This is a genomic window from Domibacillus indicus, from assembly GCF_023715895.1.
Lineage (GTDB): Bacteria > Bacillota > Bacilli > Bacillales > Domibacillaceae > Domibacillus > Domibacillus indicus_A.
Genome location: NZ_JAMBOO010000001.1, coordinates 254,514 through 269,977 on the forward strand (window position 1 = coordinate 254,514; position 15,464 = coordinate 269,977).

A 15,464-nucleotide genomic window follows, 5' to 3' on the forward strand; every position below is an offset into this window, starting at 1 on the left:
AAAAACGAGCTTCGTTCGAAACGAAGCTCGTTTTTTTTAAAGTGGTATAGCAGCCAGCAGGCCATTGTATAACTTCATAAAAATAAGAGCGAGCAATAAGCCGAAGAAAATCCAGAAGACCGCTTCAAACACAATAATTCCAATCATTTGCGGCGTTGAAATATGCGGGCTCAGCTTATAAACAAAGTACACAACATACACTACAGACGTCACAAGAAAAATAATGATCGTCCCGACAGCAGAAGAAAAGCTGACCAATGAAACCAGTCCGCCCAGAAAATAGATCACTGCGCCAAAGCGAGTTTTGTTCAGCAGCTCTCCTTCTGCATCTTTAGAGAAAAAAAGCAGCGCCAGCTCGTTTGCTGTATTCGCCAGCAGCTTGAGCGTGGCAAAAATCATAGTGAATACAACCATCAACCCGCCGATTACGACGAGATTTACTTCTGTTTTGGTAAAGATATCGAGCATGGTATTATACAAGTTTGCTTTTTTCAGCATATCTACAATAAAGGCTTGTCCAAACATCGAAAGTGATAAGCTGAATAATAAGATGGATAAGAGCGGCATATAGCCGGTTAAATACGAGTTTTTCATCAACATAATTCTCCCCTGTCACAATCAGTCACTGTTCATTATGCAAGAGGTTGTTTGTTATGACAAGTCATTTCCAATCTTTTTTTGGAAAAACCCCACAATTTCTGTCAAAATCCGCATAGTTCTTTTGTCGAATTTTTATTTTTTTCGTTCAGAAAATACCGTTACTCTTCATATTTATTACGAGAAGGAGCAGTTCGATTGTTCTCCCGTTTTGGGCAATGCACGAACATTTTTTTTACGTTATAATTTGAATTATGCATAAAAATATGGGGAGGGATTTATTTGTCTTTGCTTCACTGGGCCATTCTCGCTCCTTTTTTGATGGCTGTATTCGTTCCGCTTATTCATAAAAGAGCAGCGTCCATCCATACTGGGTGGTTTGTACTGATTCTGCCCGTTCTTTTGTTCGGGATGTTTCTGCAATATCTTCCCGTCACAAAAGAGAACAGTTCTATTACCGAAACAGCTTCCTGGATTCCATCACTTGGAATCAACTTTACCGCATACATAGATGGCTTAAGCCTCCTGTTTGCCCTCTTGATTACCGGGATTGGCTCGCTGGTTGTGCTGTATTCTGTTTTTTACTTGTCTCAATCAAAGGAAAAACTAGGTCACTTTTATGTATATTTACTCATGTTTATGGGTGCGATGCTTGGCGTTGTCCTGTCTGACAATGTGATCACGCTGTATATGTTTTGGGAATTTACGTCTATTTCTTCTTTCCTGCTGATCGCGTACTGGTATGACCGCGAACGCTCCCGTTACGGGGCTTTAAAGTCGATGCTCATTACCGTATTCGGCGGATTGATGATGCTTGGCGGGTTTCTCGTTTTATCGCTTATGGGTGATACATTCAGCATTCGTGAATTGGCGGCTCAGGCTCTGGAGTTAAATGAAGACCCGCTTTTTGGACTTGCGATGATTCTTGTTCTGCTCGGCGCTTTTACAAAGTCCGCACAGTTCCCATTCTACATCTGGCTTCCAGATGCGATGGAAGCACCAACGCCGGTTAGTGCGTATCTGCACTCGGCTACAATGGTCAAAGCTGGGATTTACCTTGTTGCCCGTTTCAGTCCGATCTTTGCCTTTTCCGGCTACTGGTTCTGGATTGTTGGAGCCGTCGGATTATTCACCATGACATGGGCTTCCTTTAATGCCGTAAAACAAACCGATTTAAAAGGAATTTTAGCGTTCTCAACGGTCAGTCAGCTTGGCTTAATCATGTCGCTGCTGGGCATAGGGGCAGCAGCGCTTCATGTTGAATCGCTGGATGACAATGTATTTACCGCAGCGGTTATTGCAGCTGTGTTTCATTTAATTAACCATGCAACCTTCAAAGGAAGTTTATTTATGGCGGTCGGTATTATTGACCATGAAACAGGCACGCGGGATATCCGCAAGCTTGGCGGATTAATGAGCTTAATGCCGGTTACCTTTACGCTGTCTGTAATCGGTGCTTTTTCAATGGCTGGTCTGCCGCCATTTAACGGTTTTTTAAGCAAGGAAATGTTTTTGGCTTCTATGGTTCATTTACTCAAACTGGATTTGTACCAGATGGATACATGGGCAATCCTTTTCCCGGTTATGGCCTGGATTGGCAGTGTGTTCACATTTATTTACAGCATGATAATTGTGTTTAAGGTCTTTACGGGTCCCTTCCAGCCGGAAAAACTCGAGAAAAAACCGCATGAAGCACCTATTGGCATGCTTGTTTCACCAATTATTTTAGCCGCTCTTGTCGTGGTATTCGGCTTGTTTCCGAATTTGCTTTCCTACAGCTTGATTCAGCCGGCTGCGGCCGCTATTGTACCATCCATTCTGCCGCCGGGCGGTCAGCTCGACGTTCATATTTCCTTTTGGCACGGCTTTAAGCCTGAGCTCTTTATGACCATCGGAGTGATTGTCATTGGCATTCTACTCTATAAACTCATGCCAAAATGGATCAAAATGTATGACTATATGCCTGGAAAGGTTACTCTGAATCAGTTTTACAATGCCAGCTTGTACGCAGCAGAACGCGGCTCAAATGCGATTACAAATGCGTATATGACCGGCTTTATCCGCAGCTATCTCTTGTACATTTTTGTGTTTTTTATCGGAATTCTCGGCTTCACCATGTGGGCGAAAGAAGCGTTTCGCTATAATGCTTCTGCTGCTGCGCCGATCGGATTGTATGAAGTAAGCTTAATCATCGTTCTGGTTATTGCGACTGCCACCATTTTACTGGCAAAATCACGTTTAACGTCCATTATTGCGCTTGGCGGGGTTGGCTATACCGTGTCGCTGTTTTTTGTTATTTTCCGCGCACCGGATTTGGCTTTGACGCAGCTTGTAATTGAAACAGTCTCAACAGCCTTGTTTCTGCTTTGCTTTTACCACCTTCCAAAATTATCGCGTCATGAAGAAAAACGGCGCTTTCAGGCAGGTAATGCCCTTGTTGCAGCCGGTGTCGGTATCATGGTGACACTGCTTGGCATATCCGCTCACAGCTCGAAGTTTTTCACTTCTATTAATGACTATTACGTTGAGAACACATATGAAAAAGCCGGCGGCGAAAATATGGTCAATGTAATCCTCGTTGACTTCCGCGGTTTTGATACGCTGTTTGAGATTGCTGTGCTGGCTGTTGCGGCACTTGGTATTTACGGACTGATTAAACTAAGGCTTGAGAAAGGCGGCGAAACAAATGAAAACAAATGATGTGATTTTCCAAACCGTCGCCAAAGTCGTTTTTTTCATGATTATCTTTTTTGCGGTTCACTTGTTTTTTGCCGGACATTATTATCCGGGCGGCGGTTTCGTAGGCGGCCTGCTTACATCCGGCGCGATTGTTCTTTTGCTTTTAGCTTTTGATATTAAAACGGTACGGCACGGGTTTCCGCTTGACTTCAAATGGCTGATCGGCCTTGGCCTCCTTTTTTCAGTCGGAACCGCTGCCGGATCTCTGCTTTTCAATGTACCGTTTTTCACTCACGCTTATGATTATTTTCAACTGCCGCTGTTCGGCAAAACATCGCTCCACACTGCGATGTTGTTTGATTTAGGCGTGTACCTCGTTGTCATTGGTGTAACCATGACCATTATTCAAACGATTGGAGAGAGTGAATAATGGAAATTTTAATGTGTATCATTGCCGGCCTGCTTTTTGCAGCGGCGGTTTACTTAATGCTTTCGAAAAGCCTGCTTCGGATTATTATCGGCACCGGGCTTCTCAGCCACGGAACCCATTTAATGCTTTTGACGATGGGCGGGCTGAAGACTGGAGCCGTGCCGGTTCTCGGGGAACATGCCTCCGCTTATACAGACCCGATTCCGCAGGCACTTATTTTAACGGCTATTGTCATTAGTTTTGGTGTTACAGCCGTGTTTCTTGTAATCGCTTATCGTGCGTACCAAGAGATTGGCACAGATAATATGGAGCAAATGAGAGGAATGGAAACGGATGATTAATTTACCTATTTTGCCAATCCTGATCCCTCTTGTTTCCGCTGTGTTACTCCTGTTTTTATCAAAGCGTATCTATGCCCAGCGAGTGGTATCTGTGGCTGCTTCTTTTGCTACGGTTATTGCAGCGGCTGTTGTTTTAATGAAAGTGAAGACGGATGGGATTCAAACGGTTGACATGGGCAGCTGGCCGGCTCCATTTGGTATTACGCTTGTCTCAGATATGCTGAGTATCCTGCTCGTTTTAACGTCTTCTGTCATTACGCTTTGTGTGGTCATTTACTCATTCCGCTCCATTGGCAGCGGCCGGGAAGCATTTTATTACTACCCAATTGTCCAATTTTTGCTTGTTGGCGTAAATGGGTCATTTACAACGGGTGATATTTTTAACCTGTTTGTTTTCTTTGAAATTATGTTGATGTCGTCATATGTGCTGATTGTGATCGGCGGAACAAAAGTACAGCTGCAGGAATCTATTAAATATATTTTGATTAATGTGATTTCCTCCGCTATTTTTGTTATCGCGGTTGGATTTTTGTACTCGGTTACCGGCTCGCTGAATATGGCGCACATTTCCGCCCGTCTTACTGACATTGGCGGCGAGCCCATTGTCACCGTGCTGGCGCTTCTTTTCTTGATTGTGTTCGGTTTAAAAGGCGGTATTTTCCCGCTTTACTTTTGGCTGCCGGGTTCGTACGCGGCACCGCCTGCACCTGTTTTGGCCCTGTTCGGTGCCCTGCTTACAAAAGTAGGCGTATACGCCATCTTACGAACTTACACGCTATTTTTCTATCATGACCAGCCATTTACACATGATATTTTATCCCTGCTGGCTCTCTTGACCATGGTTGCAGGTTCGATTGGCGCTCTTGCATACAAGGATGTAAAACAAATTCTGATCTATAACATTGTGATAGCGGTTGGCGTTCTATTATTCGGCATTGCCATTATGACGGAGGAATCGATCGCCGGCACCCTCTTTTATTTTATTCATGACATGATTATCAAAGCGGCTCTGTTTATGCTGGGCGGCATCATGATTTGGATTACAGGTACGTCAAAGATGGATAAGATGGGCGGGCTGATCCGCCAATACCCGGCACTTGGCTGGACCTTTCTTACAGCATCTTTTGCGCTCGCCGGCATTCCGCCGCTGTCTGGTTTTATCGGCAAATTATTGATTGTCCGGGCAGGATTTGAAGCGGGTGAATATGTTGGAGCCATCGTTGTGCTTCTGTCGAGTCTGGCTGTGTTGTATTCGGTTGTTACGTTATTTATGGAGGTTTTTTGGAAAAAGCCAAAATTGCCGCAGCTTCATGTAAAAAAACAAACATCCTCCTTGTTCCTTCCGGCTGCAGCTCTTGTTGTTCTTTCTGTTTTATACGGTGTCGGAACAGAAGCGGTTTATCCTTATGTGATGCAGGCTGTTGAAGCGCTCATCCATCCGGAAATCTACATTGACGCCGTATTAAAGGAGTAGATCGTATGGCTTTTCAAATTTTACTCAATGTGTTTCTCGCATTTCTTTGGATGTTTTTGCAGGTGTCTTTCAGTGCACGGACCTTTATTATTGGATACCTGCTTGGATTGATTGTGATGGCTGGAATGCGCCGCTTTTTTAAAAGCCGCTTTTATCTGCATCGTGTCTGGGCCGTGATCTATTTGTTTCTGCTGTTTTTAAAAGAGTTAATTAAAGCGAATTTTGACGTGTTAAAGCTGGTGCTCCGTCCCAAACTGAACATTCGTCCGGGTATCTTCGCACTTGAAACTGAACTGAAGTCGGATTGGGAAGTCACCCTGCTGTCGAATTTAATTACGCTGACTCCCGGTACACTTGTGGTGGATGTATCGGATGATAATAAAACTCTTTACATTCACGCTATTGATATTGAAGATGTGTCAGAAGCAGTAGACAGCATTAAAAATTCGTTTGAAAAAGCCATTATGGAGGTGAGCCGCGGATGATTGAGACTGTTTTGCAGATTTCTCTTTTACTGCTGGCCGTTTCTATGATTGGCCTCGTTTACCGGCTTGTGAAAGGGCCAACCGTTCCAGACCGTGTTGTCGCCCTCGATGCAATGGGCGTCAATCTTGTGTCGATTACCGCCGTTTTGTCTATGCTGCTTGATACGCATAATTATCTCGATGTTATTCTCTTGATTGGTATTTTGGCATTTATCGGAACCGTTGCTTTTGCCAAGTTTTTAGAAAAAGGCGAGGTGATTGAATATGACCGTGATCAGTGAAGCTGTTATTGCCGTTTTATTGCTTCTAGGAGCGTTTTTAACCCTTGTCGCAGCATTCGGGCTGATCCGCCTTCCAGACGTTTATACACGCAATCACGCCGCCTCTAAAAGCGCAACACTCGGAGTGATGTGCATTCTGCTGGCAACGTTTGTTTACTTTTTTGCGAAGGACGGATTTTTCAGCTCACGGCTCCTGCTCGGTATTGCTTTCTTTTTTATTACTGCACCTGTTGCAGGCCATTTAATCAGCCGTGCCGCCTACAATTCCGGCGTGAAAATGTGGGATCAAAGCGTGCGTGATGACTTAAAGACTAAACAGGCACAAAAAAAGAACTAAAAAAGCTGTCCGCAACTGGACAGCTTTTTTTATTCATACAGCGTTTGGGCCTTCTCACCATTTTCCTGATAAATCGTAAGAATTCCTTCGTGCTGTTTCACATATTCTTTCGCTTCCTCTAAAAGCGCCTGTTTTGTGCCCTCTGAACGGATGGCCCGTTTGCCATTTTCTTTTTTCAGTACCCAACGCTCTTCTTCATGCTTTACTTCATAACGCGGCCGTCCTTCATCCTTTTTTCCTTCTGCGCTTCTCGCACGGTCAATGGCAATGGCAATAGAACGCCCTTCCTCATACCCTTCACCCAAGAGCGCATTGGCAATTTCGATCGCTTTATCGCGTATATGATCCGGCAGATTTTTCATCGAAGCCGGGTACTCATTTTTGTTCCAAGGCATGAAAACCACTCCTTTTCCAAAAATATTCCCGCCCTACGAAAAAATCAAACGTCACTTTTTCGCTTTCACAGCAATCGTACATCGTGAAAGACAAATCAGCTCCCCGTTTTCGTCCTTTATTTCAATAGACCATACCATTGTTGACTTTCCACGGTGAACGATTAGAGCGGTAGCCGTCACAATCCCATCTCTTTTCGATTTGATGTGGTTGGCATTGATTTCAAGGCCAAAGCAGACCTCCGTGTCCAAGTCAATCATCGCTGCAGCGCCAATACTTGCCGCGGTTTCCGCAAGGGCAACAGAAGCGCCTCCGTGCAGAAATCCGAACGGCTGGCGCGTGCGTTCATCCACAGGCATTGTCATCACTACACGGCCCGTTTCAATCGTCACTACTTCCATTCCGAGTGCGGCAAGCAGTGTATGATCGGTTTGAATGTTCATAAAATCCTCTCCTTTAAAAAAAGGTGCCTCTTAAAGAGGCACCTTTTTATTATAACGTCATGGCTGCAATCCAGCCGAAAATAATAACAGGGATATTATAGTGAAGAAATGTCGGCACAACTGTATCCCAAATATGGTCGTGCTGTCCGTCTGCGTTTAATCCGGACGTTGGACCGAGCGTACTGTCCGAAGCAGGTGAACCAGCGTCACCAAGCGCGCCGGCTGTTCCCACAAGCGCAATCGTTGCCAGCGGGCTGAAGCCAAGTTCCAAAGCAAGCGGTACGAAAATGGTCGCAATGATCGGAACCGTTGAAAAAGATGAACCGATACCCATTGTAACAAGCAGCCCGACTACAAGCATCAGCAGGGCACCAAGCGCCTTGTTTCCACCGATTGCTGCAGCAGAGTTTTGCACTAATGTTTCTACATCACCTGTAGCTCCCATAACACTGGCAAATCCGGAAGCAGCAATCATGACAAAGCCGATAAAGGCCATCATGCGCATACCGTTTGTCAGCAGTTGGTCTGCCTCACTCCAGCGAACCGCCCGAAACACATACAGGATCACAATTCCGGCGAGCGCGCCAAATACCATAGAGTCTGTTAATAGCTGTGCAGCCAGGGCAGCGACGATAGAAATGCCTGCCGTAATCAACCCAGAAGTTGTATAAAGGGGGCCGCTGACCTCTGATTCTTCTGAAGTTGACAACTTGGATTCTGCATATTCCCGCGGCTTCCGGTACGTAAAAAAGACCGCGATGAGTAAACCGACAAGCATGCCGGCAGCTGGCAGCATCATCGCTCTTGGCACCTGGTCGATAGCCACTTCAAGTCCGCTGTCAGTCATATTGGTTGCAATAATCTCGTGGAAAATCTGTCCGAAACCGACTGGCAACAGCATGTACGGCGTTACAAGACCGAATGTTAGTACAGATGCTGTCAGGCGCCGGTCAATCCGCAGTTCATTCATGATTTTTAACAAAGGTGGAATCAAAAGCGGAATAAACGCAATATGAACAGGGATCACGTTCTGTGAAAAGCAGGCCATAATTAAGATCACAAATAAAATAAGAGCTTTCGGCAGCTTTTTCGAACGTGCTTCCTCTTTATTTCCAATAAACTTTAATACAAATGCAACAAGTGCTTCTGGAAGCCCCGTGCTTGAAACCGCAACGGCGAATCCGCCAAGCATTGCATAGCTGAGCGCGACATTTGCACCGCCCCCGACTCCTTCAGAAAACGCCGCAATGGTCCCATCCATTCCAAGTCCGCCTATTAACCCGCCGACAAGAGCACCCGTAATAAGGGAAAATACAACATTGACGCGGAGCAGGCTGAGGATGAGCATTACAATGACAGCAAAAACAACTGCATTCATCTCTTCTTATACCTCCAACACTTTAATCTGCTAAATTACTAAAGAACCGCTTAAAGATAGCAAATTGCCTGCCCGCTTGTCAATATACTTTTCTAATATAGTTAATAAACAAATTATTCAGACTGATCTGACAGCGCCAAAATTGCTAGTGTCCGTGTCATGACTCCCGGTGTCAGCTCTGCACTGCCGGCGATGTCGAGGTGCACCCAAGGCGTGCTTTCTGCAAATTCGCCGATAAAGCCGCCTCCCATAATGGCATGGCCTTCCCGTCCCGGAGAATTGTTTAAATCCGCCACATCGCTTGTTCGAATTCTTTTTTTATCGTATTCAGTCAGCGGAAGCTGCCAGATCATTTCCCCCGCTTCGTGTGATGCTTCAAGCACCTGCTCAAAAAACGGTTCATTGTTGGTGATCGCACCTGTTTTATCTTTTCCAAGCGCAATGATCACTCCGCCTGTCAGTGTGGCCACGTCCACAATTTTACCGGCACGCTGCTGTTTGGCATACGTGATCGCATCTGCTAACACAAGGCGGCCTTCTGCATCTGTATTTTTTACTTCGATCGTTTTTCCTGACAAAGAGGTAATGACATCATCTGGTTTAAAAGCATTGGCGCTAATCACATTGTCTGTCGCGGGAATCACAGCCATAACCGGCTGATCCGGCTGCAGCTCTCCAATAATCTCCATCGCACCAAGCACAGCCGCTGCGCCGCCCATATCTGTTTTCATGCCGACAATGCCATCTTTCGGCTTGATAGAGTAGCCGCCTGTATCAAAAGTGACTCCTTTTCCGACAAATGTCAGTACATCCTCCCAGCTATCTGCAGGGTTGTATTTGAGCGTAATCATTTTAGGCGGTTCAGCCGATCCTTGGGCAACGGCTAAAAAAGCACCCATGCCGATTTTCTCCATATCTTCCCGTTCCAGCACTTCCAGTTCAAAGCCATACCGCTCGGCCAATTTCTCCGCATGAAGGGCAAGATCACTGGCTGTCATCATATTCGGCGGAGTAGCGGTTAAACGAATCGCTGTGTTCGTGCCATCTGCCATCGTTTTTCCTACTTTACATGCCGCCTGGATTTCGTCCGGATCTGCCTCTGTATATACGGCAACTGTCGTTAACTGCTTTTCCGGCTCGTTACCCGGCGTGCGGTATCCCGTGTATTCAAAGCGCGCTAAAAACAGGGCTTCTGTTAAAGCCTCTGCCGCTTCAACGGCTGTCACGTTCTCTGTGACAAAGGAATCAAGTACAATGGCAATCGATTCCAGACCGTATGGCCTGGACTGCTTGGCTGCTTTTTGGACAGCTCGGTGAATGGCATGAAAATCCGCTTCTTTTTCTTTGCCAAGCCCAACTGTGACCATTCGCTTAGCTGGAATATGGCCAAGAGCTGGAATAACAGAGGTATGTTCTTCTTTCGCGGAAAGATCACCGTTTTTCACTAGTTCTGTCAGCTGTCCGGAAAAAGCTTGATCGAGCGGTTCGAGCACTCCCTCAAATTTCAATGGCTTATCAAACAGGCCGATAAGGAGTACATCTGCTTCAGTTTCCAAAAAGGGTTCGTTTTTGATTACAAACATTTTCATCACCTCACGTGCTATTATAGGGGAAAATGGATAGGAGTGTTGGAATGAGGATTGTATCGCTTTGCCCTAGCAATACAGAAGTGTGCCAGTATCTTGGTCTGGAAGAGCAAATTGTCGGTGTAGACGACTTTTCCGACTTAGAACGAACCAGGCTCGGACCTGATTTAGCGATTGATATGAAGAAGCTGGCCGCTCTTCAGCCGGATATGGTGCTGGCATCGCTCAGTGTACCAGGAATGGAGAAAAATATAGAAGCACTGGATCAGCTTGGCATTCCGTATATCGTGACAAATCCCCATTCACTTGACGATATCGGGCATTCCATTGAGCAAATTGCCGAAGCTTGTAGAACAGATGGAAGAGAAGCTCGAAGCAAGTGGATGCGGGCACTCCAGCCGTACAGGTCACGTGAATGGACAGACCGTGTGCGTCTTTATTGGGAATGGTGGCCGAAGCCATTGTTTACACCCGGAGGCACCAATTGGCTCACCGAAATCAGTACGCTGTGCGGCGGAATCAATGTATTTGAAGATAGATTAATGCCAAGCTTACAAACCGATTGGGAAACGGTTCTGGAAAAAAAGCCGGATGTCATCCTGCTGGCGTGGGTAGGAGTAATGACCAGCAAAGTAAATATCGATATCATTAGAAAACGGCCTGGGTACGAAGAAACGCCCGTTTTCATTCTGGAAGAAAAATACTTTTGCCGGCCATCGCCAAACCTGCTTAAAGGAATTGAAACATTGGACAAGCTTTTACAAAACAAAAAAACGACCTTAAAGAGGCCGCTTCCTTAAAACATTTGATAGCCTTTTGCACGCAGCAGCCGCATGACGAATCCGCTTCCAATAGCGCCTAAAAAGCCGCATGATAGAATGGTAATATCGACCGGCTGAAGCCCGATCACCCGCCCGCTGAGAATACCGAATGATTCTCCCGGCTGAAACAAGTAATCAAGCGTGCTGATATTGTCCACAATGGCGATCGTCACAAGCGGATAAATAAAAGCCATAATCCACGTCATGCGCAGCAGCATGTTTAAAATAAACCCAATGCCAAAAAACAGAACAAAAAACAGCAAGGCAGATACAAGTACAACGGCAATATGCATGGAGCCATTCCCCCTATTTGTATACATTTAAGTGTACTGAACCGCTCTCAAAAGGTCAATGAGCGAAAAACAGAGAAAACCCGGCATGTTGCACTTTTAGCCGGACAGGTAGTCTTCCACACAAAAAAGCACTGGATACGAGGGGGACGCGTACCCAGTGCTTTATAGAAGTATTTCCTTTTGAAAAGGAAATAAACTTTCCCGGTTTAGTATAACCATTTTCCTTCTTTTTATTCCCTCATCCTCTTACCCAAAAAAGCGGTATGCTGTATAGCCAAACTGCGGACCTGGATCTGAGATATCGAGAGAAGTTAAACCTGGCGCCTCAAATGATTCAATGATGCGGCGCAAAAGCACGGACGTATCGGAACTTTCTTGCAGTTCCGATACGTCCATCCAGCGCGCAGCGAGTAATTCTCTCCCGCATGCTTCGGGCTCCTTTTCTTCTGCCGGCATCATATGAAAAACGACCATGGTATCACTGACATCATGTTGAATGACGCCAGACCGAATACCGGCCACCCCGCACACGGATGCTTCAATTCCTGTTTCCTCACGCACCTCTCGGACAGCGGCTTCATCTACTGTTTCGCCCGCATCCACAAATCCGGCCGGCAGTGACCATTGTCCCTTCAGCCCGCCATATGCTTTTTTCACAACAAGCCAGCGCCCGCTGCTGTCAATAACCAGACCGGCTGCCGCCAGCCATACCTTTCCCCTTTTCATCCAAACGCTTCCTTTCTTTCCATAAAAAAAGAGCCTCTTTTAAAGAGGGCTCTTTTGCTTTTTACAGGACGTTGAATTTCCCTTTTTTCAAGACAAGTGAAGGGCCGCCAACCATAAATAGCGCGCGGTTATCAATCATTTTCTTCATGAATGAAGCTTTTGTGCCTTTAAGCTTTTTGTCGAACACGACACCGATTGCATCGTTATCGCCAAGTGAGCACACTGTACCTTTAATGTTCGGTGTGAAGGATTCAAGGTTCCCTTCGCCCTTCACTAACTTCACAAGGTTTTTCGCAACCGTTTCCCCTTGCTGCATTGCGATTTGCGCCGTTGGCGGGTACGGACGGTTGATTTCCTCGTTGATCACAAGTGAACAGTCACCTAAAATGAAGATTTCGTCATGGCCAGGAGCGCGAAGTTCAGGCGTTACTTTTACGCGTGCACGCATGTTTTCAATGCCTGATTTTTCGATGATACTGCTGCCGCGGACACCTGCTGCCCAAACCACTGTGCCTGCTTTGATTTCCTCTGTTTCGTTTTCGCCTTTTGCCACGATAATGCCGTCAGCTGTTGCACCTTTGATCGGTGTGCCGATTTTGAACTCAACACCTTTTTTCTCAAGCTGTGCAACCGCATATTTAACAAGCTCAGGGTCAAAACCAGGAAGAACCATAGGTGCTGCTTCTACGCAGTACATACGCACTTTTGAAAAATCAATATCATATTCTTTGCAAAGCTCAGGAACACGGTTTGCAAGCTCACCAAGGAACTCGATACCTGTAAAGCCGGCACCGCCGACAACAAATGTTAAACGCTCATCATTTTTTTCTTCTTCATTTGCATAAGTTGCAAACTGGAATTCAATATGATCACGCAATTGACGGGATGTGTTTACATTCGAAATGGTGAAAGCGTGTTCTTTTAGTCCTTCGATTCCGAATGTTTCAGATTCTCCGCCAAGGGCGATCACAAGGTAGTCATACTCTACTTCGCCTGTATCTAAAATGACTTTCTTTTCATCTGTTTTAATATCTTCTACTTCCGCGCGAATAAATTCTACTTTGCTGCGGTTGATGACTGCATCGATATCGTAGCGCACACGATCGTGGTGCATAGTGCCCGCTGATGCCTCATGAAGCCATGTTGTTTCATAGTGGTAATCATTTTTGTTGATGAGCACAATATTTGCTTCATCTACAGATAATGCTTTTTGAAGACGTGTTACAGTAATAAGACCGCCATAGCCGGCGCCTAGTACTACAATTTTCGGCTTTCTCACTGTCATCTTTATCCACCTCTACTAAAAATATTCACGCGAAGAATGTGATAATCTTCACGTATAAGTATAAAAAAATACCTCTTACTTTGTCACAAAATGTTAACAATGTGCATAACTAGTTTTATCATAGACGCTTTGACTGCTTTTTTCAAGTTATTTGGACAAGAAATTTGAAATGAGACTTCCCTTATGGAATTTTGTAAAATAAGACATAATAAAGCAAAGATAGCATATACATCAATCTTATGGCTTTTTAAAAAGGGGGATTATGAGTGAAAGACATTACGATTATCGGGGCAGGTCCTACCGGCCTGTTTGCCGCCTTTTACGCAGGAATGCGCGGTGCTTCTGTTAAAATTATCGAAAGCCTGCCGCAGCCGGGAGGACAGTTATCCGCTCTTTACCCAGAAAAGTTTATTTACGATGTAGCTGCTTTTCCGGCAGTACGGGCGCAGGAGCTGGTTGACCGGCTTGTCGAACAAATGAATCGTTTTCCAGTTGAACTTTGTCTGGAGGAGGCCGTTCAGTCCCTCGAAAAAAATCCAGACGGCAGTATTGTTCTTGGAACGGATAAGGGAAAGCATGAAACCAAAGCGGTAATTATTACCGCGGGCAACGGTGCTTTTCAGCCGAGGCGGCTTGAGCTTGATGGCGCAGATGCTTTGCCGAACGTTCATTATTTTGTCAATGACCTTTCCTCTTTTTCAGGCCGGCGTGTCGCGGTTCTAGGAGGCGGTGATTCTGCGGTTGACTGGGCCATGATGCTTGAAAAAACCGCAAAAGAAGTGACCATTATTCACCGGCGTGACAAATTTCGCGCCCACGAACACAGTGTGGACTTGCTTCACAAATCAGATATCCAGATTATGACGCCATTTGTTCCTGTATCCTTTGACGGGCAGACTCTTGCGCTTGAGGAAGTGAAAGGCGACCAAAAGAAATCGCTAGAGATCGATGACCTCCTTGTAAACTACGGGTTTATTTCTTCACTTGGCCCGATGAAAAATTGGGGGCTTAACATTGAGAAAAACTCGATTGTGGTCAATTCACGTATGGAGACAAATATCCCAGGTGTGTATGCAGCCGGTGATGTGGCAACATACGCAGGTAAAGTAAAGCTAATTGCCACTGGATTTGGAGAAGCGCCGACGGCCGTTAACAATGCAAAATCCTATATTGATCCGGATGCAAAAGTCCAGCCGCTGCACAGCACGTCCTTGTTTTAATCCTTTAATAGCGGGTAAAGGAATAAGAAACGGAAAAAAAGGGTGGTTCACTATGCATGTACTTGTGATCGGTGCAGCCGGTACAACCGGCCGCCTCGTTGTCCAAAGTCTGGCTGAAAATATTCAGCATCACGTTAAAGCAATGGTTCGAAAAACCGACCAGATGGCAGACATGGAACAGCTTGGTGCCAGACCGGTTTTGGCCGACCTGGAGCAGGACTTTAGTTATGCAATGAATGATGTGAACGCGGTTATTTTTGCAGCCGGCTCCGGCTCAGCAACCGGCCCTCACAAAACTACGGCTGTTGACCGCGATGGAGCAATCAAAGCCATTGACCTGGCCGTTTCACATGGTATTGAGCGTTTTGTCATGCTCAGTTCAATGGGAGCAGACCGGCCGGATGCAGGTCCTGAGGCTCTGCAGCATTATCTTCGGGCCAAGCATGAAGCAGATGCTCATTTAATGATGAGCGGTCTTACTTATACGATCGTTCGTCCCGGTGCCCTTTCAAATGAAGCCGGCAGCGGAAAAATTGAAGCAGCTCCCCAAGTTGCGAATCGAATGGAGTCTATTACACGGGCTGATGTTGCCGAAGTACTTGTTCAAAGCCTGCTCGCCCCCCAAACAGAGGGCCGGATCTTTGAAATTGTCGAAGGCACTGTCCCGATTGCCGAAGCCTTAAAAGCCTTATAAT

18 protein-coding genes are annotated in these 15,464 nt (G+C 45.8%); 10 read left to right on the plus strand and 8 right to left on the minus strand.

Annotated features, from left to right (window positions below):
• Positions 1 to 36: 36 nt before the first annotated feature.
• Positions 37 to 594: a DUF5366 family protein gene (locus tag M3221_RS01400; RefSeq protein ID WP_251269747.1), complete on the minus strand. Its 558-nt coding sequence runs from the start codon at positions 592 to 594 to the stop codon at positions 37 to 39.
• Positions 595 to 879: 285 nt separating this feature from the next.
• On the opposite strand from M3221_RS01400, the gene M3221_RS01405 reads away from it, so the two are divergent.
• Genes M3221_RS01405 through mnhG form a run of 7 tightly spaced genes read left to right on the plus strand, consistent with a single transcriptional unit; the run spans position 880 to position 6,624 of the window.
• Entirely contained in the window at positions 880 to 3,297 is a 2,418-nt protein-coding gene (locus M3221_RS01405) for a Na+/H+ antiporter subunit A (RefSeq protein ID WP_251269748.1), read from the plus strand.
• On the plus strand, positions 3,284 to 3,706 hold the full coding sequence (locus tag M3221_RS01410) for a Na(+)/H(+) antiporter subunit B (protein ID WP_251269749.1): 423 nt from the start codon (positions 3,284 to 3,286) through the stop codon (positions 3,704 to 3,706). Before M3221_RS01405 ends, M3221_RS01410 begins: the two co-directional genes overlap by 14 nt.
• A complete protein-coding gene (locus M3221_RS01415) occupies positions 3,706 to 4,047 on the plus strand; it encodes a Na(+)/H(+) antiporter subunit C (RefSeq protein WP_251269750.1) in 342 nt (113 codons plus the stop codon). Before M3221_RS01410 ends, M3221_RS01415 begins: the two co-directional genes overlap by 1 nt.
• On the plus strand, positions 4,040 to 5,521 hold the full coding sequence (locus tag M3221_RS01420; RefSeq protein ID WP_251269751.1) for a Na+/H+ antiporter subunit D: 1,482 nt from the start codon (positions 4,040 to 4,042) through the stop codon (positions 5,519 to 5,521). Before M3221_RS01415 ends, M3221_RS01420 begins: the two co-directional genes overlap by 8 nt.
• 5 nt (positions 5,522 to 5,526) lie before the next feature.
• Complete coding sequence (locus M3221_RS01425) at positions 5,527 to 6,006, plus strand: Na+/H+ antiporter subunit E (protein WP_251269752.1); 480 nt, start codon at positions 5,527 to 5,529, stop codon at positions 6,004 to 6,006.
• Complete coding sequence (locus M3221_RS01430) at positions 6,003 to 6,287, plus strand: Na(+)/H(+) antiporter subunit F1 (protein WP_251269753.1); 285 nt, start codon at positions 6,003 to 6,005, stop codon at positions 6,285 to 6,287. Before M3221_RS01425 ends, M3221_RS01430 begins: the two co-directional genes overlap by 4 nt.
• Entirely contained in the window at positions 6,271 to 6,624 is a 354-nt protein-coding gene (mnhG, locus tag M3221_RS01435) for a monovalent cation/H(+) antiporter subunit G (protein WP_251269754.1), read from the plus strand. The genes M3221_RS01430 and mnhG overlap by 17 nt, the downstream gene beginning before the upstream one ends.
• A gap of 29 nt (positions 6,625 to 6,653) precedes the next feature.
• Here the strand turns inward: mnhG and M3221_RS01440 are convergent, their stop codons facing one another.
• The 4 genes from M3221_RS01440 to M3221_RS01455 form a co-directional block, all read right to left on the minus strand.
• Positions 6,654 to 7,019, minus strand: coding sequence for a DUF2188 domain-containing protein (locus tag M3221_RS01440; RefSeq protein WP_251269755.1), 366 nt, complete (start codon positions 7,017 to 7,019; stop codon positions 6,654 to 6,656).
• Positions 7,020 to 7,070: 51 nt separating this feature from the next.
• Positions 7,071 to 7,460 carry a hotdog fold thioesterase gene (locus tag M3221_RS01445; RefSeq protein ID WP_251269756.1) on the minus strand — a complete coding sequence of 130 codons (390 nt, stop codon included), beginning with the start codon at positions 7,458 to 7,460 and terminating at the stop codon, positions 7,071 to 7,073.
• Positions 7,461 to 7,509: 49 nt separating this feature from the next.
• Positions 7,510 to 8,838, minus strand: a complete 1,329-nt coding sequence (locus M3221_RS01450) for a Na+/H+ antiporter family protein (RefSeq protein ID WP_251269757.1) — start codon at positions 8,836 to 8,838, stop codon at positions 7,510 to 7,512.
• A 113-nt stretch (positions 8,839 to 8,951) separates the two neighbouring features.
• On the minus strand, positions 8,952 to 10,421 hold the full coding sequence (locus M3221_RS01455) for a leucyl aminopeptidase (protein WP_251269758.1): 1,470 nt from the start codon (positions 10,419 to 10,421) through the stop codon (positions 8,952 to 8,954).
• 50 nt (positions 10,422 to 10,471) lie between these two features.
• Between M3221_RS01455 and M3221_RS01460 the strand changes: the two genes are divergently transcribed.
• Entirely contained in the window at positions 10,472 to 11,224 is a 753-nt protein-coding gene (locus tag M3221_RS01460; protein ID WP_251269759.1) for a cobalamin-binding protein, read from the plus strand.
• On the opposite strand, the gene M3221_RS01465 is transcribed toward M3221_RS01460, so the two are convergent.
• From M3221_RS01465 to M3221_RS01475, 3 genes are all read right to left on the minus strand, one after another.
• A complete protein-coding gene (locus tag M3221_RS01465) occupies positions 11,221 to 11,538 on the minus strand; it encodes a YuiB family protein (protein WP_242234031.1) in 318 nt (105 codons plus the stop codon). The two genes, M3221_RS01460 and M3221_RS01465, sit on opposite strands and share 4 nt — an antisense overlap.
• Positions 11,539 to 11,784: 246 nt before the next feature.
• Positions 11,785 to 12,264, minus strand: coding sequence for an NUDIX domain-containing protein (locus M3221_RS01470; protein ID WP_251269760.1), 480 nt, complete (start codon positions 12,262 to 12,264; stop codon positions 11,785 to 11,787).
• 61 nt (positions 12,265 to 12,325) lie between these two features.
• Positions 12,326 to 13,543: an NAD(P)/FAD-dependent oxidoreductase gene (locus M3221_RS01475; protein WP_242234152.1), complete on the minus strand. Its 1,218-nt coding sequence runs from the start codon at positions 13,541 to 13,543 to the stop codon at positions 12,326 to 12,328.
• A gap of 272 nt (positions 13,544 to 13,815) precedes the next feature.
• Between M3221_RS01475 and M3221_RS01480 the strand changes: the two genes are divergently transcribed.
• Together M3221_RS01480 and M3221_RS01485 are read left to right on the plus strand one after the other, a co-directional pair.
• On the plus strand, positions 13,816 to 14,769 hold the full coding sequence (locus M3221_RS01480) for an NAD(P)/FAD-dependent oxidoreductase (RefSeq protein ID WP_251269761.1): 954 nt from the start codon (positions 13,816 to 13,818) through the stop codon (positions 14,767 to 14,769).
• A gap of 52 nt (positions 14,770 to 14,821) precedes the next feature.
• The gene (locus M3221_RS01485) at positions 14,822 to 15,463 is read left to right on the plus strand and encodes an SDR family oxidoreductase (RefSeq protein ID WP_251269762.1); all 642 of its coding nucleotides are present in this window, start codon (positions 14,822 to 14,824) and stop codon (positions 15,461 to 15,463) included.
• Position 15,464: the final 1 nt, after the last annotated feature.

Excerpts from the sequence above, each read along its gene's own strand:
- M3221_RS01400 (WP_251269747.1), bottom strand. The coding sequence starts at position 594 with ATGAAAAACTCGTATTTAACCGGCTATATGCCGCTCTTATCCATCTTA.
- M3221_RS01410 (WP_251269749.1), top strand. The coding sequence starts at position 3,284 with ATGAAAACAAATGATGTGATTTTCCAAACCGTCGCCAAAGTCGTTTTT.
- M3221_RS01415 (WP_251269750.1), top strand. The coding sequence starts at position 3,706 with ATGGAAATTTTAATGTGTATCATTGCCGGCCTGCTTTTTGCAGCGGCG.
- M3221_RS01420 (WP_251269751.1), top strand. The coding sequence starts at position 4,040 with ATGATTAATTTACCTATTTTGCCAATCCTGATCCCTCTTGTTTCCGCT.
- M3221_RS01425 (WP_251269752.1), top strand. The coding sequence starts at position 5,527 with ATGGCTTTTCAAATTTTACTCAATGTGTTTCTCGCATTTCTTTGGATG.
- M3221_RS01430 (WP_251269753.1), top strand. The coding sequence starts at position 6,003 with ATGATTGAGACTGTTTTGCAGATTTCTCTTTTACTGCTGGCCGTTTCT.
- mnhG (WP_251269754.1), top strand. The coding sequence starts at position 6,271 with ATGACCGTGATCAGTGAAGCTGTTATTGCCGTTTTATTGCTTCTAGGA.
- M3221_RS01440 (WP_251269755.1), bottom strand. The coding sequence starts at position 7,019 with ATGCCTTGGAACAAAAATGAGTACCCGGCTTCGATGAAAAATCTGCCG.
- M3221_RS01445 (WP_251269756.1), bottom strand. The coding sequence starts at position 7,460 with ATGAACATTCAAACCGATCATACACTGCTTGCCGCACTCGGAATGGAA.
- M3221_RS01450 (WP_251269757.1), bottom strand. The coding sequence starts at position 8,838 with ATGAATGCAGTTGTTTTTGCTGTCATTGTAATGCTCATCCTCAGCCTG.
- M3221_RS01455 (WP_251269758.1), bottom strand. The coding sequence starts at position 10,421 with ATGTTTGTAATCAAAAACGAACCCTTTTTGGAAACTGAAGCAGATGTA.
- M3221_RS01460 (WP_251269759.1), top strand. The coding sequence starts at position 10,472 with ATGAGGATTGTATCGCTTTGCCCTAGCAATACAGAAGTGTGCCAGTAT.
- M3221_RS01465 (WP_242234031.1), bottom strand. The coding sequence starts at position 11,538 with ATGCATATTGCCGTTGTACTTGTATCTGCCTTGCTGTTTTTTGTTCTG.
- M3221_RS01470 (WP_251269760.1), bottom strand. The coding sequence starts at position 12,264 with ATGAAAAGGGGAAAGGTATGGCTGGCGGCAGCCGGTCTGGTTATTGAC.
- M3221_RS01485 (WP_251269762.1), top strand. The coding sequence starts at position 14,822 with ATGCATGTACTTGTGATCGGTGCAGCCGGTACAACCGGCCGCCTCGTT.